The organism is Streptomyces sp. NRRL F-2580, from assembly GCF_000720115.1.
GTDB lineage: Bacteria > Actinomycetota > Actinomycetes > Streptomycetales > Streptomycetaceae > Streptomyces.
On the sequence record NZ_JOIR01000048.1, the window covers coordinates 45,191 to 65,908 of the forward strand.

The 20,718-nt window shown below is 72.7% G+C and carries 18 protein-coding genes, 1 pseudogene and 1 riboswitch; of the genes and pseudogenes, 6 read left to right on the plus strand and 13 right to left on the minus strand.

The features are described 5' to 3' along the window. Positions 1-18: 18 nt before the first annotated feature. Both IF88_RS0135095 and IF88_RS0135100 read left to right on the plus strand, forming a co-directional pair. Positions 19-1,398 (plus strand): NAD(P)-binding domain-containing protein, encoded by a 1,380-nt coding sequence (locus tag IF88_RS0135095; protein WP_030722119.1) that lies wholly within the window; start codon positions 19-21, stop codon positions 1,396-1,398. A 108-nt stretch (positions 1,399-1,506) separates the two neighbouring features. Then, a complete protein-coding gene (locus IF88_RS0135100; RefSeq protein WP_030722122.1) occupies positions 1,507-2,133 on the plus strand; it encodes a class I SAM-dependent methyltransferase in 627 nt (208 codons plus the stop codon). Between the two features lie 62 nt (positions 2,134-2,195). Here IF88_RS0135100 and IF88_RS0135105 read toward each other — a convergent pair whose 3' ends face one another. The 3 genes from IF88_RS0135105 to IF88_RS0135115 all read right to left on the minus strand — a co-directional run bounded on the left by IF88_RS0135105 (position 2,196) and on the right by IF88_RS0135115 (position 6,495). Then, the gene (locus IF88_RS0135105; RefSeq protein WP_030722125.1) at positions 2,196-3,908 is read right to left on the minus strand and encodes a glycerol-3-phosphate dehydrogenase/oxidase; all 1,713 of its coding nucleotides are present in this window, start codon (positions 3,906-3,908) and stop codon (positions 2,196-2,198) included. A gap of 101 nt (positions 3,909-4,009) precedes the next feature. Then, positions 4,010-5,527, minus strand: a complete 1,518-nt coding sequence (glpK, locus tag IF88_RS0135110; protein ID WP_030722128.1) for a glycerol kinase GlpK — start codon at positions 5,525-5,527, stop codon at positions 4,010-4,012. 119 nt (positions 5,528-5,646) lie between these two features. Then, positions 5,647-6,495 carry an MIP/aquaporin family protein gene (locus IF88_RS0135115; protein ID WP_030722131.1) on the minus strand — a complete coding sequence of 283 codons (849 nt, stop codon included), beginning with the start codon at positions 6,493-6,495 and terminating at the stop codon, positions 5,647-5,649. Positions 6,496-6,795: 300 nt separating this feature from the next. Here IF88_RS0135115 and dhaK point away from each other — a divergent pair, with 300 nt between their 5' ends. Then, the gene (dhaK, locus tag IF88_RS0135120; protein ID WP_030722134.1) at positions 6,796-7,800 is read left to right on the plus strand and encodes a dihydroxyacetone kinase subunit DhaK; all 1,005 of its coding nucleotides are present in this window, start codon (positions 6,796-6,798) and stop codon (positions 7,798-7,800) included. 345 nt (positions 7,801-8,145) lie between these two features. On the opposite strand, the gene IF88_RS0135125 is transcribed toward dhaK, so the two are convergent. The 6 genes and pseudogenes from IF88_RS0135125 to IF88_RS0135150 form a co-directional block, all read right to left on the minus strand. Continuing rightward, positions 8,146-8,703, minus strand: coding sequence for a YceI family protein (locus tag IF88_RS0135125; protein ID WP_030722137.1), 558 nt, complete (start codon positions 8,701-8,703; stop codon positions 8,146-8,148). Positions 8,704-9,016: 313 nt separating this feature from the next. After that, positions 9,017-9,243: pseudogene (locus IF88_RS47485) on the minus strand (hypothetical protein); the annotation flags it as partial. A gap of 325 nt (positions 9,244-9,568) precedes the next feature. Next, entirely contained in the window at positions 9,569-12,085 is a 2,517-nt protein-coding gene (locus IF88_RS0135135) for an ATP-binding SpoIIE family protein phosphatase (protein ID WP_030722139.1), read from the minus strand. Positions 12,086-12,267: 182 nt separating this feature from the next. Next, a complete protein-coding gene (locus IF88_RS49215) occupies positions 12,268-12,558 on the minus strand; it encodes a calcium-binding protein (protein ID WP_030722142.1) in 291 nt (96 codons plus the stop codon). Next, the gene (locus IF88_RS0135145) at positions 12,555-13,415 is read right to left on the minus strand and encodes an NmrA family NAD(P)-binding protein (RefSeq protein ID WP_030722145.1); all 861 of its coding nucleotides are present in this window, start codon (positions 13,413-13,415) and stop codon (positions 12,555-12,557) included. The genes IF88_RS49215 and IF88_RS0135145 overlap by 4 nt, the downstream gene beginning before the upstream one ends. Further along, positions 13,412-13,840: a nuclear transport factor 2 family protein gene (locus tag IF88_RS0135150; protein WP_030722148.1), complete on the minus strand. Its 429-nt coding sequence runs from the start codon at positions 13,838-13,840 to the stop codon at positions 13,412-13,414. The genes IF88_RS0135145 and IF88_RS0135150 overlap by 4 nt, the downstream gene beginning before the upstream one ends. Before the next feature lie 93 nt (positions 13,841-13,933). On the opposite strand from IF88_RS0135150, the gene IF88_RS0135155 reads away from it, so the two are divergent. Then, a complete protein-coding gene (locus tag IF88_RS0135155; protein WP_030722150.1) occupies positions 13,934-14,545 on the plus strand; it encodes a TetR/AcrR family transcriptional regulator in 612 nt (203 codons plus the stop codon). A gap of 112 nt (positions 14,546-14,657) precedes the next feature. Here IF88_RS0135155 and IF88_RS0135160 read toward each other — a convergent pair whose 3' ends face one another. From IF88_RS0135160 to IF88_RS0135170, 3 genes are all read right to left on the minus strand, one after another. Beyond that, positions 14,658-15,107 carry a hypothetical protein gene (locus tag IF88_RS0135160; RefSeq protein WP_030722153.1) on the minus strand — a complete coding sequence of 150 codons (450 nt, stop codon included), beginning with the start codon at positions 15,105-15,107 and terminating at the stop codon, positions 14,658-14,660. Next, positions 15,094-15,546, minus strand: a complete 453-nt coding sequence (locus tag IF88_RS0135165; protein ID WP_030722156.1) for an Ohr family peroxiredoxin — start codon at positions 15,544-15,546, stop codon at positions 15,094-15,096. The genes IF88_RS0135160 and IF88_RS0135165 overlap by 14 nt, the downstream gene beginning before the upstream one ends. 75 nt (positions 15,547-15,621) lie before the next feature. Beyond that, a riboswitch (guanidine-III (ykkC-III) riboswitch) is annotated at positions 15,622-15,683 on the minus strand. 54 nt (positions 15,684-15,737) lie between these two features. Then, entirely contained in the window at positions 15,738-16,763 is a 1,026-nt protein-coding gene (locus IF88_RS0135170; RefSeq protein WP_030722160.1) for an AraC family transcriptional regulator, read from the minus strand. Between the two features lie 272 nt (positions 16,764-17,035). Between IF88_RS0135170 and IF88_RS0135175 the strand changes: the two genes are divergently transcribed. Both IF88_RS0135175 and IF88_RS0135180 read left to right on the plus strand, forming a co-directional pair. After that, positions 17,036-17,827 (plus strand): type 1 glutamine amidotransferase domain-containing protein, encoded by a 792-nt coding sequence (locus IF88_RS0135175; RefSeq protein WP_030722162.1) that lies wholly within the window; start codon positions 17,036-17,038, stop codon positions 17,825-17,827. 79 nt (positions 17,828-17,906) lie between these two features. Further along, positions 17,907-19,808, plus strand: coding sequence for a membrane dipeptidase (locus tag IF88_RS0135180; RefSeq protein ID WP_234323808.1), 1,902 nt, complete (start codon positions 17,907-17,909; stop codon positions 19,806-19,808). Positions 19,809-19,907: 99 nt separating this feature from the next. On the opposite strand, the gene xdhC is transcribed toward IF88_RS0135180, so the two are convergent. After that, positions 19,908-20,717 carry a xanthine dehydrogenase accessory protein XdhC gene (gene xdhC / locus IF88_RS0135185; protein ID WP_030722168.1) on the minus strand — a complete coding sequence of 270 codons (810 nt, stop codon included), beginning with the start codon at positions 20,715-20,717 and terminating at the stop codon, positions 19,908-19,910. Between the last annotated feature and the right edge of the window lies 1 nt (position 20,718).

The following is a 20,718-nucleotide window of genomic DNA, read 5'->3' on the forward strand; positions in this document are numbered from 1 at the left end:
TCAAAGGGGTACCCCGTCGTGAACGCATCCACTGAAGTCCTGCCCGTCGTCGTGATCGGCGCCGGCCCCGTCGGACTCGCGGCAGCCGCCCGGCTCGTCGAGCGGAACATCGAGCCCCTGGTCCTGGAAGCCGGGCCCGCCGCCGCGACGGCGGTGCGGGCCTGGTCGCACGTACGGCTGTTCTCCCCCTGGGGCGAGGTCGTCGACCCGGCCGCCGAGAAGCTCCTGGCCCCCACCGGCTGGGTCAGGCCCGAGCCGGCCGCGTATCCGTCCGGCGCGGACTGGGCGGGGCTCTACCTCCAGCCCCTCGCCGACGTCCTCGGCGCGCGGGTCCGCTACGACGCGACCGTCACCGGCGTCTCCCGCGCCGGCCGCGACCGCATCGTCGACGCCGACCGCGAGAGCCGGCCCTTCCTCGTTCGGTACGAGAGCGGCGACGGTCGGGAACAGCGGGTCCTGGCGCGCGCCGTCATCGACGCCTCCGGTACGTGGTCCACTCCCGGCCCGGCCGGCGGCAGCGGCCTGCCCGCCCTCGGCGAGAAGGCGGCCCGGGACCGGATCTCCTACCGCGTCCCCGACCTCAACGACCCCGCCGTCCGGGCCCGGTACGCCGGCAAGCGCACCGCCGTCATCGGCTCCGGTGCCTCGGCCTTCACCGCACTCGCCTACCTCGCCGATCTCGCCGGCCTCGCCAAGGAGGAGGGTGCGGGAACGCACGCGGTGTGGATCCTGCGCCGAGGGATCTCCGGCTCCACCTTCGGCGGCGGCGAGGCCGACCAGCTCCCCGCCCGCGGCGCCCTCGGACTCGCCGCCAAGGCCGCCGTGGACGGCGGGTACGCCGACGCGGTCACCGGATTCCGCACCGACGCCATCGAACGCGACGGCGACGGCCGCGTGTTGCTCGTCGGGGACGACGGCCGCCGCCTGGACCCGGTCGACGAAGTCATCGTCCTCACCGGCTTCCGACCCGACCTCTCCTTCCTCGACGAGCTCCGTCTCGGTCTCGACGCTCGCCTTCAGGCCCCGACCGCGCTCGCACCGCTGATCGACCCCAACCGGCACTCCTGCGGCACGGTCTACCCGCACGGCGTGAACGAGCTCTCCCACCCGGAGAAGGACGTCTATCTCGTCGGCATGAAGTCCTACGGCCGCGCCCCCACCTTCCTGGCCATGACCGGCTACGAACAGGTCCGCTCCATCGCCGCGCACCTCGCCGGTGACCAGGAGGCGGCCGAGCGCGTCGAACTCACCCTCCCCGAGACCGGAGTCTGCGGCGGCGCCGGCCTCTTCGACCAGCCCGAGCCCGCGCCCGCGCAGGACACCGACGGCGGGTGCTGCGCAGCCCCGACCACGCTCTCCCTCGGTGTCGGCGCCCCGGCCCGCTCCGGCGGCTGCTGACCGAAGCGACCGTGCTCGCCCGGTTCCGGTCCCGGTCCCGGTCCCGGGCCCGGGGCCGCAGCCGGAGAACGGCTGTGAACGTGCGGGGAAGTCGGCTACTTTCCCGGGGTGGAGCACCAGGACGAGACCAGGGCGGCCTACGACGGGGTCGTCGAGTTGTACGCGTCGTTGTTCGCCGATCGGCTGGAGACGCAGCCGTTCGCGCGGGCCATGATCGGCACCTTCGCCGAGCTGGTGCGCGGGACGGGGAACCTGCGGGCGGCCGACGTCGGGTGCGGGCCCGGACATCTGACCGCCATGCTGCACGAGCGGGGCCTGGACGCCTTCGGGCTCGACCTCTCCCCGGCCATGGTCGACCACGCCCGGCGGGCCCATCCGGCGCTGCGGTTCGACGTGGCGCGGATGGAGGCCCTGCCGGTGGACGACGGCGTGCTGGGCGGCGTACTGGCCCACTACTCGATGATCCACACCCCGCCCGGGGAACTGCCCGCGCTGATCGCCGAGCAGGTACGTGCCCTGGCGCCGGGGGGCCTGCTCCTGGTCTCGTTCTTCGGGACCGACGGACCGGACCCGGTCCGCTTCGACCACAAGGTGACGCCCGCCTACAGCTGGCCCGCGGACCGTTTCGCCGACCTGCTGACCGGCGCCGGACTCGTGCCGTTCGCCCGGCTGATCCACGACCCGGCCTCCGAGCGCGGCTTCCTCGACGCCCACGTGCTGGCCCGCCGCCCTTAGCGGGTTCTGCTCGCCCGCCTCCCCTCATCTGAGCACGACGACCTGCTCGTGGGTGCGGTCGTTCAGGTCACCGGGATGATGTCGGGGGCGCCGAGTCGGACCGCGTCGGCGGTGCGGTCGTCCGGTTGCTGTTGGGCCTCGCGCTCGGCTGCCACGCGTTTGAGGTAGTGGTCGACCTCGCGGTCCTGTTGTGCCCGGTCCCACCCCAGGTGGGGTGCCATCAGCCGGGCCACGGTCGGCGCCGCGTCCACCCCGCGGTCCCAGGACTCGATGGAGATCCGGGTGCGCCGGGCGAGGACGTCCTCCAGGTGGCGGGCTCCCTCGTGGGTCACCGCGTACACGGCCTCGACCCTGAGGTAGTCGTCGGAGCTCGGCAGGGCTTCGCCGAGCGCCGGGTCGGCCGCCACCAGGGCGAGGAGTTCGGGCGCCAGGGAGCCGTAGCGGTTCAGGAGGTGCTCGACGCGGGCGACATGCAGCCCGGAGTGCTCGGCGAGCCGGCGCCGGGAGTTCCACAGCGCCGGGTAGCCGTCGGCGCCCAGCAGCGGGACGCGGTGCGTGACGCAGTCGGGAACCTTCTCGTCCAGGCCCCGTACGGCCTCGTCGACCGCGTCCTTCGCCATCACCCGGTACGTCGTGTACTTGCCGCCCGCCACCACGACGAGTCCGGGCACCGGATGGGCGACGAGGTGCTCCCGGGACAGCTTGCTGGTCTCCGCCGCCTCGCCGGACAGCAGCGGGCGCAGACCGGCGTAGACGCCTTCGACGTCTTCGGGGACCAGGGGGGTGGCCAGGACGCTGTTGACGTGTTCCAGCAGGTAGGTGACGTCCTTGGAGCTGAGGGCCGGGTGAGCCTTGTCGAGCGTCCAGTCGGTGTCGGTGGTCCCGATGATCCAGTGCCGGCCCCACGGGATGACGAACAGCACGCTCTTCTCGGTGCGCAGGATCAGACCGGTACGGGAGTTGATGCGGTCACGGGGGACGAGCAGGTGGACGCCTTTCGAGGCGCGGACGTGGAACTGGCCGCGGGTGCCGGCCATGGCCTGGGTGTCGTCCGTCCACACCCCGGTCGCGTTGATGACCTGCTTGGCCCGCACCTCCGTCTCGTCGCCGCTCTCCAGGTCCGTGACGACGGCGCCGACCACCCGCTCGCCCTGGCGCAGGAAGCGGCTGACGCGCGTGCGGTTGGCGGTCAGTGCCCCGTACGAGGCGGCCGTACGGGCGAGGAACATGGTGTGCCGGGCGTCGTCGACCTGGGCGTCCCAGTACTGGATGGCGCCCACCAGGGCGTCCGAGCGCAGCGCGGGCGCCTCGCGCAGGGCCCGGCGCCTGCTCAGGTGGCGGTGGAGGGGCAGGCCGCCGGAGGTGCCGGAGGCCCGGGCCAGCGCGTCGTACAGCAGCACGCCGCTGCCGACGTACGGGCGTTCCGTGACGCGGTGTTGCAGGGGGTAGAGGAACGGCACCGGACGTACCAGGTGGGGGGCGAGGACCCGGAGCAGGAGGCCCCGTTCCTTGAGCGCTTCGGCGACGAGGCGGAAATCGAGCATCTCCAGGTAGCGCAGGCCGCCGTGGATGAGTTTGCTGGAGCGGCTGGACGTACCCGAGGCCCAGTCGCGGGCTTCGACGAGCCCGACGCTCAGGCCCCGGGTGGCGGCGTCCAGGGCGGCCCCGCCGCCGACGACGCCGCCTCCGACGACGAGGACGTCGAGTTCGCCCCGTCCCATGTCGGCGAGGGCCTGTGTGCGGGCTTGGGGTGAGAGGGCCACCGGATCGACCATGGTCTCCTCCTCAGTGCTGTGGGCGAACGCGGCCGGAACTCCCCGGTCCCTGTTCGGCCCCTTTCCGGCCTTGTCCGGCCTTGTCCGGCCCTCTCCGACCCCTATTCGACCTTGGCCCAGTCGAGCGTGCGCTCCACCGCCCGCTTCCAGCCGTCGTACCCTTCCGCACGCCGTTCCTCCGACCACTCGGGGCTCCAGCGCTTGGACTCCTGCCAGTGGGTGCGCAGTTCGTCCGTGTCCCGCCAGAAGCCGGTGGCGAGCCCGGCCGCGTACGCGGCGCCGAGCGCGGTCGTCTCGGCGACCACAGGACGGCTGACCGGTACGCCGAGGACATCGGCCTGGGTCTGCATGCAGAGGTCGTTGGCCGTGACTCCGCCGTCGACCTTGAGCACGTCGAGGTGGACGCCGGAGTCCCGCTCCATGGCTTCCACCACGTCGCGGGTCTGGTAGCAGATGGCCTCCAGGGTGGCCCGGGCCAGGTGTCCGCTGTCGTGGTAGCGGGCCAGGCCGACGATCGCGCCGCGGGCGTCGGAACGCCAGTACGGGGCGAACAGGCCGGAGAAGGCGGGCACGAAGTAGATGCCGCCGCTGTCCTCCACGGTGCGTGCCAGGCGCTCGCTCTCGGCGGCATCGCCGATGATCTTCAGCTGGTCGCGCAGCCACTGCACGGCGGAGCCGGTGACCGCGATGGATCCTTCGAGGGCGTAGACCGCGGGTTCGTCGCCGAACTGGTACGCCACCGTGGTCAGCAGGCCGTGCTGCGAACGGACCAGTTCCGTCCCGGTGTTGAGCAACAGGAAGTTGCCGGTTCCGTACGTGTTCTTCGCCTCGCCGGGCGCGTAGCAGACCTGCCCGACGGTGGCCGCCTGCTGGTCGCCGAGGACGCCGGTGATGGGAATGGCCTCGCGCAGCGGCCGGGAGGTGCGGGTCCGACCGTACGCCTCCGGGTGGGAGGACGGGTTGATGGTGGGCAGCATGGCGCGGGGTATGCCGAAGAAGCCCAGGAGTTCGTCGTCCCAGTCGAGGGTCTCCAGGTCCATGAGCATGGTGCGGCTGGCGTTGGTGACGTCGGTGGCGTGGACGCCGCCGTCGGGGCCGCCGGTGAGGTTCCACAGCACCCAGCAGTCGGTGTTGCCGAAGAGGGCATGGCCCTGCTCGGCGGCCTCGCGCACGCCGTCGACGTTCTCCAGGATCCATTGGACCTTGCCGCCGGAGAAGTAGGTGGCCGGTGGCAGCCCCGCCTTGCGGCGGATGACGTCGCCTTGGCCGCCACGCTCCAGCGCGGCGGCGATGGAGTCGGTACGGGTGTCCTGCCAGACGATGGCGTTGTAGTACGGGCGGCCCGTGCGGGGGTCCCAGACGACGGTCGTCTCGCGCTGATTGGTGATGCCGACGGCCGCCAGGTCGGAGGCGTCGAGGTTGCCGTGCCGGAGGGCGTTCTGGATGACCGAGTTGGTGCGTTCCCAGATCTCCACCGGGTCGTGTTCGACCCACCCCGAGCGCGGGAGGATCTGGGAGTGCTCCAGCTGGTGCCGCGCCACCTCGTTGCCGGCGTGGTCGAAGATCATGAAACGGGTGCTCGTGGTGCCCTGGTCCACTGCGCCGACGAAGTCAGCCATGGGGTGCCGCCTCCTCTTGGGATGCCGTGTGTGGGGCTGTCATCCGCGACGGGACGGGACGGGACGGGACGGGAAAGGCATCGTGTCGTGTGTCCGTGTCCCGCCCGCCGCGGATGCGATCAGCTCTCGTCCGGTGTCGGTACGCGTCCGGGAGGCTCCGGCTCCGCGGTCGGCAGGAACCGGCCGATGAGGAGCTTGTAGATACCCGCTCCCAGCACACCGCCGATGAACGGGCCGATGATCGGCACCCAGAAGTAGAGGTTGCCGTACTGATCCCTCCATGCCCCGCCGTACCCGGTGAGGAAGCTGGCCAGCCGGGGGCCGAGGTCACGGGCCGGATTGATCGCGTACCCGGCGTTGGTGCCCCAGGCCATGCCGATCGCCACGACGATCAGGCCCACGATGAACGGTGCCAGGTTGGCGCCGGGCGGCGTGCCCAGCAGGTCCGTGACCGCGAAGATCAGCATCAGGAGGAGTGCGGTGCCGATGATCTGGTCGCGCAGTGCGCCCCACTCGGTCACCGGCAGGTTCGGGTTTCCGTTGGCCGGCAGCGTGGAGAAGACGCCCTGGGTCTTGATGGTGCGGCCGGGGTCGGCCTTCGCCAGGGCCTCCGTGTAGTTCCAGCGGACGATCAGGGCCGCCACGAAGGCTCCGGCCAGCTGGGCCAGAGCGTAGGGGGCCACTCTCTTCCACGGGAAGCCCTTGAAGGCGGCCAGTGCGACGGTCACCGCGGGATTGAGGTGGGCGCCGCTGAGCCTCGCCGCGACATAGACGCCCAGGGTCACACCGAGACCCCAGGCCCACGCGATGCTGTCGTGGTTTCCGAGGCCCCCCGCCGGGTCGGTCAGGGCTCCGCCGGCGACCACCTGGGCCACGACGCCACAGCCGAACAGAATGAGGATCATGGTGCCGGCGAATTCGGCGGAGAGTTCGCCGACCAGCCCTGATGCTTTGAGGCGCTCCTTCATGGGTGCCCGCTTCCCGCCGGTCCGAAGACCGGCATTCGACTGCCCCGAGTCCCCCGGGTTCAGAGTAAGACGGGTCGCCCGTACCGGAAAGGCGAGAGCCGTCCGGTCCCGCGGAGGCCCATCCCCCCTTGGGTTCCCCCTGGGGTTCCCCTCTGGGGTTCCTCGCTCCTCCTACGAGGCCGTCGCCCGGGTGCTCGCCAGTTCTCGCGGATGTCCGTGGCGTGGCAGCACACTGTTCGTATGGCGTGCCTTCGCTGACGCGCCGGACGCTCACCGTCGGCTCCGACCGGGAGGCACACGATGAAGATGCTGATCAACAGTCCCGAGACCGTCGTCGCGGACGCCCTGCGAGGGCTGGCCGCGGCCCACCCCGACCTGGACGTGGATGTCGAGGCCCGGGTCGTCGTACGGAGGGACGCGCGGCAGGGCGGGCGGGTCGGTCTCGTCTCCGGTGGCGGCTCCGGACACGAGCCCTTGCACGCCGGCTTCGTCGGACACGGAATGCTGTCCGCGGCCTGTCCGGGCGAGGTGTTCACCTCCCCCGTGCCCGACCAGATGCTGCGCGCGGCCAAGGCCGTGGATTCCGGCGAGGGGGTGCTGTTCGTCGTCAAGAACTACACCGGGGACGTACTGAACTTCGACATGGCGGCCGAGCTCGCCGAGGAGGACGGCATCCGGGTCGAGCGGGTCCTGGTCAACGACGACGTGGCCGTGACCGACAGCCTCTACACCGCCGGGCGGCGCGGCACCGGGGCCACGCTCTTCGTCGAGAAGATCGCCGGGGCGGCGGCGGAGGCGGGCGCACCGCTGGAGCAGGTCGCCGCTATCGCCCGGCGGGTCAACGAGGCTTCGGGCAGCTTCGGCGTGGCGCTGAGCGCCTGCACCACTCCCGCCAAGGGCAGCCCCACCTTCGACCTCCCGGACGGCGAGCTGGAGCTGGGCATCGGCATCCACGGCGAGCCGGGCCGGGAGCGGCGCCCGATGTTGCCGGCGGGGGAGATCGCGGAGGTCGCGGTGGGCGCCGTGCTGGACGACATGGCGAGCACGGCCCCGGTCGACGGGCCGGTACTGGCCCTGGTGAACGGGATGGGCGCGACGCCGCTGCTGGAGCTGTACGGCTTCCACGCGGCGGTGGCCGGGGTGCTGGAGGCCCGGGGCGTCCAGGTGGCCCGGGCCCTCGTGGGGAACTACGTCACCTCGTTGGACATGGCGGGGTGCTCGGTGACGCTGTGCCGGGCCGACGAGGAGATGCTGCGACTGTGGGACGCGCCGGTCCAGACGGCAGCGCTGCGCTGGGGCCGCTGACTCCGGCACCACAGGCACCACAGGTACCCCGAGCATCCGATTGCGGGCTGCCGCGATCGCGAGGAACGTCCCACCGCTCCACTCGGCTTGATCCTTGTGCCGGCGTGGCCCGTCAGGCGGCTGCACAGTGCCTGGGTGCGGGCCGGTCACCGGGACCGTGCTGCCGCCGGCCGAGGCCGGCAGCAGCATCATCACCAGGGCCGTCTTGGCCGAGGCCATCGTCCCCCAGCAGGAGCAGTGGACGCCCGCTGCGGACCGAGCCGCTCAAGAAGGCGTAGAACGAGCCGCTCAAGAAGGCGTAGGACCGGTCCAGTTCGGCGTCGCGGCCGACCAACGGAAGGCGGCCTAGTCCTGCTTGATCGCGGAGATGTCGAACTCCAGGACGATCTTGTCGCCGACCAGGACGCCGCCGCCTTCCAGGGCCGCGTTCCAGGTCACGCCGTACTCCTTGCGGGAGATGCCCACCGATCCCTCCAGGCCGACGCGCCGGTTGCCGAAGGGGTCGACCGCCGTGCCCGTGTACTCGAAGTCGATGCTGATCGGGCGGGTGGTGTCCTTGATGGTCAGGTCGCCCGTGACGCGGTACTCGGTGTCGGAGCGCGGCTCGACCGAGCTGGTGCGGAAGGTGATGTCGGGGAAGCTGGGAACGTCCAGGAAGTCGTTGGTGCGCAGGTGCTGGTCGCGCTGTTCGACGCCGGTGTCGATGCTCTCGGCCTTGATCACCATCTGGGCGGTCGAGCGGGCCGGGTCGGCGCCGTCCAGGTGGGCGGTGCCCTCGAACTGGTGGAACGCGCCGCGGACCTTGGTCACCATGGCGTGGCGGGCGATGAAGCCGATCCGGGTGTGGGCGGGGTCGAGGACGTAGTCCCCGGTGAGCTCGGCGAGGGCGGGGGACGTGGTCAAGGGTGCCTCCGTAGGGCCTGGATCCCGGCGGTGGTCCGCCCGGATCGTCTCCCGGCCCACGCTAGGGCGTGATCGGTTCGAGGCGCGGCCTGACGCACGGGGCGGCGGCACAGTGCACCCTGCCGATCGATCCCGAGGCGGGACCGGCGCGGGCCGGGAGGGGCGGGCCCTGCTGACGGAGGCTCACGGGTCCCGTCCGCGGAGCGGCCCCGGCTCGTCATCGGGGCCGGGGCCGGGGCCGGGGCCAGGGCGGGGACGGTGTATCGCGGGTCCCCGCCCTGGCCTCAGTGGCCGGCGAACCGGCTCCGCTCGCTCAGCCCACGCGCTCGACGCGTGCGCGTCGGATGAGGTTCTTGCCGGGCTCGCGTACCTTGTCGAAGGCTGCGTTGTTGAGGAGGACGCAGCTGCCCGAGGGGCCGTTGACGGTCACGGTGGTGGCTTGGCCGTTGTCCAGGTTGGTCACCTTCAGCTTGGTTCCCACCGGGAACGTCCCGCTGGGAGAACGCAGCTGCCCGAGGGGCCGTTGACGGTCACGGTGGTGGCTTGGCCGTTGTCCAGGTTGGTCACCTTCAGCTTGGTTCCCACCGGGAACGTCCCGCTGTCCTTGTCGCCGCATTACAAATCCGGCGGTGAGGAGGTTTCGCGTGCTGCGCGGGGCATGCCGCGGCGGGTCGAGGCTCGTGGAGCACGGTCAAACACGCAGGTGGACGCCGTCCCGGTGAGGGCGATCGGAGCATGTCGGGCTCGTACCGATCCCCTTGATCGACGCGGGGACGGGAAGACCGCAGGCAGCCTTAAGGTTCGTTTGATTCCCCCTTAATGCTCCGCCTCAATGCTCCGCCGGACTTCTGCGACTTCCCGTCGGTCAAGCCGGCGGCAGGTTCTGTTCGGACCAGACGGTCTTGCCGCCCCTGGTGTAGCGGCTGCCCCAGCGGTGTGAGAGCTGGGCGACGATGTACAGCCCGCGGCCGCCTTCCTCGGAGTTCCTCGCACGCCGCATCCTCGGCTGGGTGTTGCTGGCGTCAGAGACCTCGCACGTCAGCGTGTCCGCCCGGATCAGGCGGAGGCGGACCCGGCCGCCTGCGTGCCGGATGGCGTTGGTGACCAGCTCGCTGACGATGAGCTCCGTACTGAAGGCGAGCTCGTCGAGGTCCCAGGCGGTCAGCTGGTCCAGGACGAGATGGCGCGCGTCGCCGACGATCGCCGGGTCGGCGTCGAGCCACCAGGTCGCGAGGCAGCCGGGATCCACCACCCGGGTACGGGCCAGCAGGAGGGTGACGTCGTCCCTGAGCCTGCCCGGTGGCAGCCCTTCCACGATGTCGTGCCGGGCCTGGCGCAGCGGCCGGCCGATGACGTCCGCGCGCCGCAGGCGGTCCGCCAGGTCGTCCATGCCCTGGTCGATGTCGCCCTCTCCGCGTTCGATCAGGCCGTCGCTGTAGAGGGCGAGGACGCTTCCCGGCGCCAGTTCGCGTTCGACCGGCTCGAAGGGCCAGCCGCCGACCCCGAGGGGCGGGCCGGGGCTCAGCTCGACGTACTCCACGCTTCCGTCCGGGCCGACCACGGCCGGCGGCGGGTGCCCGGCACTCGCCATGACGCACGCTCGGGTGACCGGGTCGTAGACGGCGTACAGGCAGGTGGCCCCGGCCGGTCCGCTCGGCACCGATATGCCCGCGTCGGAGTCGTCCGGGTCGTCGCTCTCGGCCTCGGCGGCGACTTGGAGCACCATGTCGTCCACGTGCGCGAGCAGTTCCTCGGGTTCCAGTTCCAGGTCCGCCATGGCGCGTACGGCGCTGCGCAGGCGGCCCATCATGGCCGTGGCGTGCAGCCCGTGACCGGCGACGTCCCCGACCACCAGGGCGACCCGGGCCGACGAGAGGGGGATGACGTCGAACCAGTCGCCGCCCACTCCGCTGTCCGCGTCGGCGGGCAGGTAGAGGCCGGCGGCCTCCAGCGCCGGCCTCTCCGAGGTGGCCGGCGGCAGGAGGCTGCGCTGCAGGCCCACGGCGGTACGGCGTTCCTTGGTGTACCGCCGCGCGTTGTCCACGGCGGCCGCCGCACGGGCGGCGATCTCCTGCAGGAGCGCCAGGTCGTCCTCGTCCAGCGGGGGAGCGTCCCCCGTGCGCCAGAGGGTCAGCCTCCCGAACCTGATGCCCCGTGCGCACAGCGGCGCCGTCATCGCCGAATGCGCACCCGGGACGGTCGTGGCCCACTCCGGAGCCGCCTCGTCCCCGGGCCCCGCGGGCTGGGTTCCGAGGCCGCTGATCAGCTCGCCCCGGCACGCCCGCTCCCCGTGCGCCCCCGGTTCGGGCACGCCCGCCTCCGTCGCGGTCGGGTGGGGAGCGGCCGCGGCGATCGGAGCCGCGAACTGGGCGGTCCCCGTACGCAGCGCAGCCGAATCCGCTCCGGCGACGGCCAGCCGGATCAGCGGCAGCGTGAGACGCCCGTCGGCGGGTGGTTCACCGCCGGTCAGAACGGTCTCCGCCAGATCCACCGCGGCGCAGTCTCCAAGCGCGGGCGTCAGGACCTTCACCAGATCCTCCACGGTGCGCAGGACGGACAGTGAACCGCCCAGCGCTCCGGTCGCGCGGTACAGCAGGTCCAGGCGCCCACGCGACCGCTCGTGGTCGGTGACGTCGGTGAACACCGTCGCCACACCCATCGGGTGTCCGGCGGGTTCCTGCAGCCGGAACGCCTGGATGGTCACGACCCGGCCGCCCCGCGGGTCGTCCAGGGTGCGGACGGTCGTGTTGAGACCCACCAGGGGGATCCCGCTGCGCAGGACCTCCCGCAGCCGGTCGTCGATGATCCGGGCGTCCTCCGCCCACAGGAAGTCGGCCAGGCGCCGGCCGGACAGGTCGACCGGCACCCCGGTGTACGGCAACAGGTGCGAGTTCGTCCGCAGCAGGCGCAGCTCCGCGTCGAAGACGGCCAGGCCCACCCGGCCTTGCAGGAACAGTTCCTGCGTGAAGGCGTGGTCCTGCCGCCATCGGGCGACCAGCGCCAGGGGTGCGCCGAGTACGAGGCAGCGGGCCGCCGGGCCACCGCTCGCGCCGTCGTTCAGCGGGATGACGCGGAAGCCGATCTCCAGCTCACGTCCTGAGCCGTGCCGCAGGGTGGCGCGGCCCTCCCAGCCCGCCGGGCCTTCCCAGCCCTGCGGACCCTCCTGCTTCCCCCGCCCGCCCTGGGCCAGGACGGCTTGCCAGCTGCCCGCGTCCGCCAGGAGGTCCCGTGCCGGCCGGCCGCACACGTCCGCGGACCGGCGGTCCAGGAGGGCTTCGGCCGCCGGTGTCCAGGCGAGGACCGTCCCGGCGTCGTCCAGCAGTGCCGCGGCCGTGTTCGCGGCAGCGAAGGGATAGTCCTGGTTGCTCTCGGTGGCGCGCATGCGTGCCCATCTCGTCCGCCGGTCCCGCTGCCCTCATGCTGATCGATGTCCGGAACGGGAGCCAGGGGCGTTGCGCCATCCGGTCCCGCTTCAGGCGTCGGTCACAGTGTCTCGCGAGCGTGCCCCGGGCGGGAAGGCCGGCGTCCGCGGCGCGGCGTCGGCCTTCCCGCCCGGGCGCGGCCCTACGGGCAGCTGATGCGGGCGTCGCCCGGGTCGGTCGTGCAGGTGTCGCTGCCAAGGCCGCCGTTCGCGGTGTCGTTGCCGGCGACGCCGTCGACCGTGTCGAGCCGGTCGTTGCCGTGGTTGCCCGGCAGGGTGTCGTTTCCGGGGCCGCCGACCAGCGTGTCGTCGCCGTAGCCGCCGTCGATGTTGTCGTTGCCCGCACCGCCGTGGACGGTGTCGTTGCCGTAGCTCGGGCGGATCGTGTCGTTGCCGCTGAGCCGCCCGGCGCGGCGGGGACGCGACGCGCTCATCCGCGCGGAACCGGCCCGGCGCGCAGTTCCCGTTCGGCGACCACCCGGAAGGGGCTCGGCGGGCGGCCGGTGAGGCGCTCGACCGTGTCGGTGGTGCGGTCCTCGGCCCCTTCGGCGATGGCGCGGTCCATCGCGGCCAGCATCGCGGCGAACTCCGGCGGGATCACGGCGGCCAGACGGTCGCGCATGTCCTCGTAGGCCAGGGGGTGGTGAACCACCGGGCGGCCGGTGACCCGGCCGACGATCGCGGCGATGTCGTCGTGACTGAGTGCCTCCGGTCCCGTCAGGATCAGATCGGCGTTGGGCGCCCGGTCGTCCGTCAGGGCGCGTACCGCGACGGCGGCGATGTCTTCGGCGTCGACGAAGCCGACCCGGCCGGTCCCGGCCGCGGTCCGGATGAGTCCTTCGGTACGGATGCTGTCGGCGTGCGCGTGCGTGCCGGTGAAGTTCTGCATGAACCAGGAGGGCCGCAGGACCGCCCACTGCTCGAACAGGCCGGGCAGGGCCCGGTGCACCGCTCCCACCGCCGGGCCGCCCTCGGGGATGGCCGAGGAGCTGAGGAGGACCGCGCGACGTACACCGGCGGCGCGGGCCTCCCGGAGGAAGGGCATCATGACCGCGGCCGGATCCGGGTCGCCGATGGGCGGGACGAGGTAGGCGCGGTCTACTCCGTCGAGGGCGTCGCCGAAGGTGGTGGCGTCGTACCAGTCGAAGCGGACCGGGTCCGCTCCCGGGAGCGGGGTGGCTCGACGCCCGGCGGCCCGGACGCGGTGGCCGGCGGCTGTCAGCCGCGCGGCGGTCCGACCGCCGGTGGTGCCGGTGGCGCCGATGACCAGGGTGGTTCCGGTGGGGTTCATCGGGCGCCGCTCCCCGTGAAGTCCATCCCGGGCGCCTGGACGGCGAGGGGGTTCCAGTAGTCGCGGTAGGAGGTGAAGCGTCCGTCCCGGACGGTCACGACGGCGATGTACCTCATGTCGAAGGGGCCGTCCGTCGCGACGAGGCGGCCCACGCCGCGCATCTCGACCACGATGGTCCCGGGGTCGGTGCTCTCGTGGATCCGCACGTCGGGGAAGTCGTGCAGGTCGATGTGGTCGGGGTAGTCGCGCATGTAGGCGGCGATGGCTTCCCGGCCGTCCAGCCGTTCGGGCCGGCCCGGGGGAGCGAAGGGGAACTCCATCACGCCCTCGTCGGCCCACAGGCCGACCCAGCCGGGAATGTCCTTGGCCAGGAGCAGGCGGAGGCTGTGGCGGTACAGATCCGCCGGTGTGGTGGTCGTGGGCATGGGGGTACTCCGTCCCGTACGATACGGACCAGCGGTCCGTTTCGTCGATGAACGATACGGACCGCCGGTCCGCATCGCAACCGGAGGATCCCGATGACCGAACAGCGCAGTCCGCGCAAGGACGCGGCCCGCAACCGGGCAGCCGTATTCGCCGCCGCCGACGAGCTCTTCGCCCACTGCCGGAGCCCCGAGGACGTGACCATGGCCGAAATCGCGGCAGCGGCCGGCGTCGGCAAGGGAACGCTCTTCCGCGCCTTCGGCGACCGCACCGGACTGATCGGCGCCCTGTACGAGGCACGGCTCGAACCGGTCAGGAGCGCCGTCGAGGGCGGTCCGCCACCGCTGGGGCCCACCACTGCCCCGCTGCAACGCGTACCGGCCCTGCTGGACGCCGTCCTGTGCTTCAAGCTCGACAACCGCCACCTCGCCCTGGCCCTGGAGGGGACGGGCGCGGACAGTCCCTACCGGACGGCGCACTACGAGTGGTGGCACGCCCTGCTACGGGACCTGCTGGAGCAGATCCCGGGCCCGGCCGACACCGGCTTCACCGCCCACGCCCTGCTCGCCGCCACCCGGGCCGACCTCGTCGCCTATCTGGCCGGAGACAAGGGGGTGCCGCGCGAGGAACTGCGCGAGCAGCTGGCGGAGTTCACCGCCGGGATCCTCGACACCCGCACCCGACGGGGTTCGTCCGATACACCGTGACGCCGAAGCACCGTGTCGGCGCACCGTGACGCCGGCGCCACCAGGGCGCCGGCGCACCATGACGCAGGTGCCAGCAGGGCGCCGGCGGCCGGGGGCGTTGCCCCGCGCGCCGTCACAGCCGCCAGTAGGTACCCGTACGGGAGTCGACGTGCACCACGTGTCGGCCGACGCGTACCACGTGGTGGTCCGGACCGGACCAGGAGCCGGTGACACCGTCGGCGCCGGCGAGCGGGGTCCAGACCTCCAGGAAGGTGCTGCCGTCCGGGTTGGTTCCCCACTCGACGAGGTTCGCACCCTCCCGTCGGAAGGAGCCGGTGTCCTCTCCCGGCTCGCCCGTGAGGTGGTGGAAGTGCACCTGGGAGCCGTTGAAGGACGTCGTACCGGCGAAGCCGCGGCTGTCGGCGTAGTACGGCCCGGCCTGCAGCCACACCACTTCGCTGTCCTCGATCAGGGGTCCCCCGTCGCGGCTGATGCCGCGCCGCAGCCAGGCCCCGTGCTCGGGCACCGGGACGCCGGGTCCGCCCGGGACGGGCCCCGTCGGCAGCGGCTCAGGCGCGGTCATCGGCGGCGGGGCCGTCCACGGCCAGCAGCGTCAGCGGGACGTTGCCCCGTACGGCCTGCGCGTAGGGGCAGACCGCGTCCGCGCGGTGCAGCAGGGGCTGGAGGTCCGCCGCCCGCCACCCCGGCAGGCTGACGGTGAGGGCCACCGCGAGGCCGTAGCCCGCGGGGGTGTCCGTGGTGCCGAGCTGCACTTCGCAGGCCACGCGCGCGGCGGTGGCGTCCGCCCCGAAGTCGGCGGCGACCTCCGCGAGCGCGGAGGTGAAGCAGGCGGCGAAGCCGGCCGCGAACAGCTGCTCCGGGTTGGTGGTGCCGGGGACCTTCTTGCGCGGCGGGGCGAGGCGGACGTCCAGGCGCCCGTCGTCCGTGCGGACGGAGCCGGTACGGCCCCCCGCCGCATGCGCGGTCGTCCGGTACAGGCTGCTGGTGAGTGGCACGGTCATGGCGTTCGGCCCATCCTGCTCGACGAGGACGCCGCCCGGGTACGGACAGCGTAAGGCGCTGCTGATGCAGCACCTCGCGCGTCGTCGTGCGTAACCGGGTACGGCGCGTCTCGTCCGGGGCCTCGGATCCGGCCGCCGGACAATCTAGCAACGCGGACGGTCGGCCGGAGCCCCGCCCGCGGTGAAGTACCTCACCCGCCGCCGGCCCCGTCGGGATCCGGGGGCGCGGGCCGGTGCCGGACGCGGTACGCCCCGGGAGGCATGCCCTCCCACCGGGTGAAGGCACGGACGAGAGCCGTCGCGCCGCTGAGGCCGACGAGGGGGGCGATCCGGTCCAGTGGCAGGTCCGTGGTCTCCAACAGCCGCCCGGCCCGGCCGTGGCGGGCGGCGTCGAGGAGCGCCCGCCACGACGTGCCCTCCGCGTGCAGGGCCCGCCGCAGCGTCCGGACGCTGAGGTTGAGCTCCTTGGCGGGGCCCTCGGGACCCGCGTCCTCCAGCGCGGCGTGCTCCAGCCACCGCCGTACGCGCCCGGCCACGGTCGCGCCCGCGGACAGCTGGTCCAGAAGCCGGTCGGCGTAGGCCCGGTGCAGGGCGTTGAGCGCGGGATCGTAGAGCGGACGGCGCCGGTCGAGGTCCTCGTCGGCGACCGTGATCGTGTTCTCCCGGGTGTCGAAGGTGACGGGGCAGCCGAGGACACGGGCGTAGGGCTCGGCCGAGCCCGCACGCGGGTGGGCGAACGACACGGCCAGGGGCGCCCAGTCGTCGCCGGCGATCCAGCGGGCCGCCCGCACCATGATGCTGACGACCGCCTCCACCTGCTGGGGGTGCATGGCAGCCGGGGCGACGGTCGGCCGGTAGCGGATCCGGCCGACGCCGCTGCCGCGGTGCAGGGTCACCGTGCCCGCCTGGCTCACCAGGGGGTGGTAGCGCTCGGCCGCCCGCGCGGCGTCCGCGAGACTGGCGCAGGTGAGGACGAGGTGGCCGAGGATGTGCAGGCCTTCGGGCCGGATGCGGTCGCCCACGAGGAGTCCGGTGTGCGGGCCGGCGTCCCGGGCGTCGAGCACCGAGTCCCACAGGGCGCGCATCTCGCCGTACTCCAGCCGGTCCGTGGGCAGGGCCCAGGAGGAGGAGGCCGGCCCGCTTTCGCCCTCGGCCGTGGCGTTCAGGACGGCGAGGGCGTAACACGCGGTGACGGAGGGCGACTCGGTGGCGGACACGGCCGCCAGTCAATGCGGGCGCACCACCCCCGTCAACACCGTCCGCGGGACGGCCGCCGGCGGGTGGGTCCGGAGAACGGGTCCGAGGAGCGGGTTCGGGGAGCGGTCCGGAGAGTCAACGGATTGGCCGCCGGAGTGAATGACGGCGCCGCGGGCCGCTCCTAAGGTCGGCCTTCGGACACCGAGGGATCAGGGGCCCGCGGAGTGCCGGGGAAGCCGGGGAAGCCGGGGAAGCGTGCTGCCCTGATCACCACCGCTCAGAGGAGTACGCCGTGATTCTCTTCCTGCTTCCCGCAGGCGACTACGACCCCACCGAGGCGGCGGTGCCCTGGGCCGCACTGCGGGACGCCGGCTTCGAGGTGCGGTTCGCGACCCCCGGCGGGAAGGTCGCGCTCGCCGACCCCCGGCTCACGGACCTCGGGTTCTCCTGGCTGTCGCCCTGGCTGATGACCCGCCGCGCCGAACTGGCCGCCTACTGGCGCCTCACCGAGGACCCCCATTTCCTCGCCCCCTCCTCGTACGAGGAGTACGCGCGGTCCGCGGACGAGGACCCGGCCGCCATCACGGGCCTCTTCGTACCCGGCGGCCACGCCGCCGGCATGCGGACGCTGCTCGAAGACGCCACCGCCCAGCGGCTGTTCGCCCGGCTCTTCACCCAGGGGCTGCCGGTGGGAGCCGTGTGCCACGGCGTGCTGCTCGCGGCCCGAGCCAGGGATCCCGCCACCGGGCGCTCGGTCCTCCACGGCCGGCGGACGACGGCTCTGACGTCCCTGCTGGAGCTGACCGGATGGAACCTCACCCGGCTCTGGCTCGGGCGCTACTACCGCACGTACCGCACCACCGTGCAGCAGGAGGTCACCGCGGCGCTCGCCGATCCGCGCCACTTCCTGGCCGGTCCGCCGCTGCCGTTGCGCGACACCGCCGCCCGGCCCGGACGGGGATTCACCGTCAAGGACGGCAATTACGTCTCCGCGCGGTGGCCCGGCGACTGCCACCGCCTGGCGGCGGACTATCTGGCCCTGGTCCGCGCCCATGCGGCGGGAACGGTGCACCGGGCGGGCTGACCCCCGCCCCCGCAGCGCGCGGGCCGGCGGCCGAAAACCATCTCCGCAGTGTCCTGAACGCTTCGTGAAAAGGATGGGCATGGATCGACGAAGAGCCTTCGGACGAGACCGGTACGCCTTGATCGGCCTGGTCCTCGCGATGGTCACCCTGGTCCTCGGCCCCGCGTCGGCGGGCGCGTCAGCGGACGCGTCGGCGCGCCCGCAGTGGTGGGAGCCCGTGGCACGCCCGGCCCCGGACTCGCAGGTCAACGTCAGCGGGGAGCCGTTCACCGGGACCGACGCCCAGGGCCGGGTCCGCGGATACGTCGACGCGCACGTCCACCTGATGTCCAACGAGGGCTTCGGAGGACGGCTCGTCTGCGGAAAGGTCTTCTCCACGGCGGGGGTGGCGGACGCCCTCAAGGACTGCCCCGAGCACTACCCGGACGGCGTCCTCGCCCTCTTCGACATGATCACCAACGGCGGTGACGGCCGGCACGACCCCAACGGCTGGCCCACGTTCCGCGACTGGCCGGCCCACGACTCCGCCACCCACCAGCAGACCTACTACGCCTGGGTGGAGCGCGCCTGGCGGGGCGGCCAGCGGGTCCTGGTGAACGACATGGTCACCAACGGAGTCATCTGTTCGCTCTACTTCTTCAAGGACCGCGGCTGCGACGAGATGACCGCGACCAGGCTCCAGATCCAGAAGACCTACGAACTCCAGGCCTACGTCGACACCATGTACGGCGGCGCGGGCAAGGGCTGGTTCCGGGTCGTCACCGAGCCTGACCAGGCCCGCAAGGTCATCCAGGAGGGCAAGCTCGCCGTCGTCCTCGGCGTGGAGACCTCCGAACCGTTCGGCTGCAAGCAGGTGCTGGACAGCGCCCGCTGCACCATGGCCGACATCGACCGCGGCCTGGACGAGCTGCACCGCCTGGGCGTGCGCAGCATGTTCCTGTGCCACAAGTTCGACAACGCCCTGTGCGGCGTCCGGTTCGATTCGGGCACCCAGGGCATGGCCGTCAACGCCGGCCAGTTCCTGTCGACGGGCACCTTCTGGAGCACGGAGCCCTGCGCCGGCCCCGAGCACGACAACCCGATCGGCTTCGGCCTCGCCGCAGGACTCGCCGCCGAGGGCCCGGCAGAGGCCGGGGCGGGGGCGGACACCGAGGCGGCCGCGGAGGCCCGGATCCGCGGTGCCCTGCCGGAAGGGGTCGAACTCCCGCGGTACGGAACCTCCCTGCAGGCGGCGCAGTGCAACCGCCGGGGCCTGACCGCACTCGGCGAGTACGCGGTACTGGGCATGACCAAGCGCAACATGATGCTGGAGATCGACCACATGAGCGTCAAGGCGGCGGACCAGGCGCTGCGCGTGCTCGAGGCCGAGCGCTACTCCGGTGTCCTGTCCACCCACGGCTGGATGGACGAGAACTGGACCGAGCGGGTCTACCGCCTGGGCGGCTTCATCACCGGCCACATGTACGAGGCCCCCGCCTTCGCGGCCGAGGCGCGCGAACACGCCGCCCTGCGCGCCAAGTACGGCGCCGGGTACGGCATCGGCACCGATATGAACGGCTTCGCCTGGCTGCCCGGCCCCCGGGCCGCCGCCGGAAACCCCGTCCGCTACCCCTTCCGCAGCCCCGACGGCGGCTCGGTCCTGGACCGGCAGGTCACCGGCCAACGCGTCTGGGACGTCAACACGGACGGCGGCGGCACCCACTACGGCCTCGTACCGGACTGGATCGAGGACATCCGGGTCACCGGGGGCCAGGACGTGGTGGACGAGCTCATGCAGGGCGCCGAGGGCTACCTGCGCACGTGGGAGCGGACCCGCGGCCACACCAGCCCCTACGGTGCGAGGGCCAACAGCCCCTCGGCGCGGTCGGATACGTGTACACGAAGCCGGTACCGGGCTCGGTGCCCCTCTACCGGTGCTACATACCGTCCGTCTTCGACCACTTCGTCTCCAACAGGGCCGACTGCGAAGGGCCGTACGTGAAGGAGGGCCTGCTCGGCCACGCCATGGCCGTGAGCGGGCCGTAGCGGCGGACACAGGGGTGCCCCCGGCACGTGCGGCCCGGGGGCACCCCTGCACCCCTCAGGACCGGGCGCTTTCGAAGGTCCGGAGCAGGTCCGCCGCCACGCTCAACGCGATCGTGGCGGGTTCCTTGCCGGTGATCCCGGGGATCCCGATGGGGGTCTTGATCCGGTTGATGGCGGCGGCGTCGTGCCCGCCCTCGGTGGCCAGGCGCCGGCGGAACCTCGCCCACTTGGCGGCCGAGCCGATGAGTCCGATCGAGCCGAGACCGGCGGTGCGCAAAGCGGCGTCGCAGAGCGCGGCGTCCTCGGCGTGATCGTGGGTCATGATCAGTACGTGGGTGCCGGGCGGCAGCTCCCCGAGCACCTCCTCGGGAAGCAGCGGCGTGTGGTGCACGTGGATCTGCGCCACCGCGTCCGCGAGCACGCCGAGCCGTTCGTCGGTCAGCATGTCGGGGCGGCTGTCGATCAGGTGCAGATCGAGGTGGTGGCGGGCCAGGACGCGTGCCAGCTCCAGCCCGACGTGCCCGACGCCGAAGACCGCCACCGCCTCGACCACCGGCAGCGGCTCCAGCAGTACGGTGACGGCTCCGCCGCAGCACTGCACGCCGTGGGGACCGGTGACCTTGTCGTTGAGGGCGAACTCCATCAGTTCCGGCTCCGGCCGGGCCACGCCGTTCAGCTCGCGCGCCCGGTCGATGGCGACGGCCTCGATGTTGCCGCCGCCGATCGACCCCCAGGTCTCGGCCCGTCCCACGAGGAGCTTGGCCCCGGCCCGGCGGGGCGCGTGGCCGCGCACGGTCGCGACGGTCACGAGCACGCCGGGTTCCCGGCGCTCCCGCAACCGCGCGACCGCGGCCACCCACGTCATG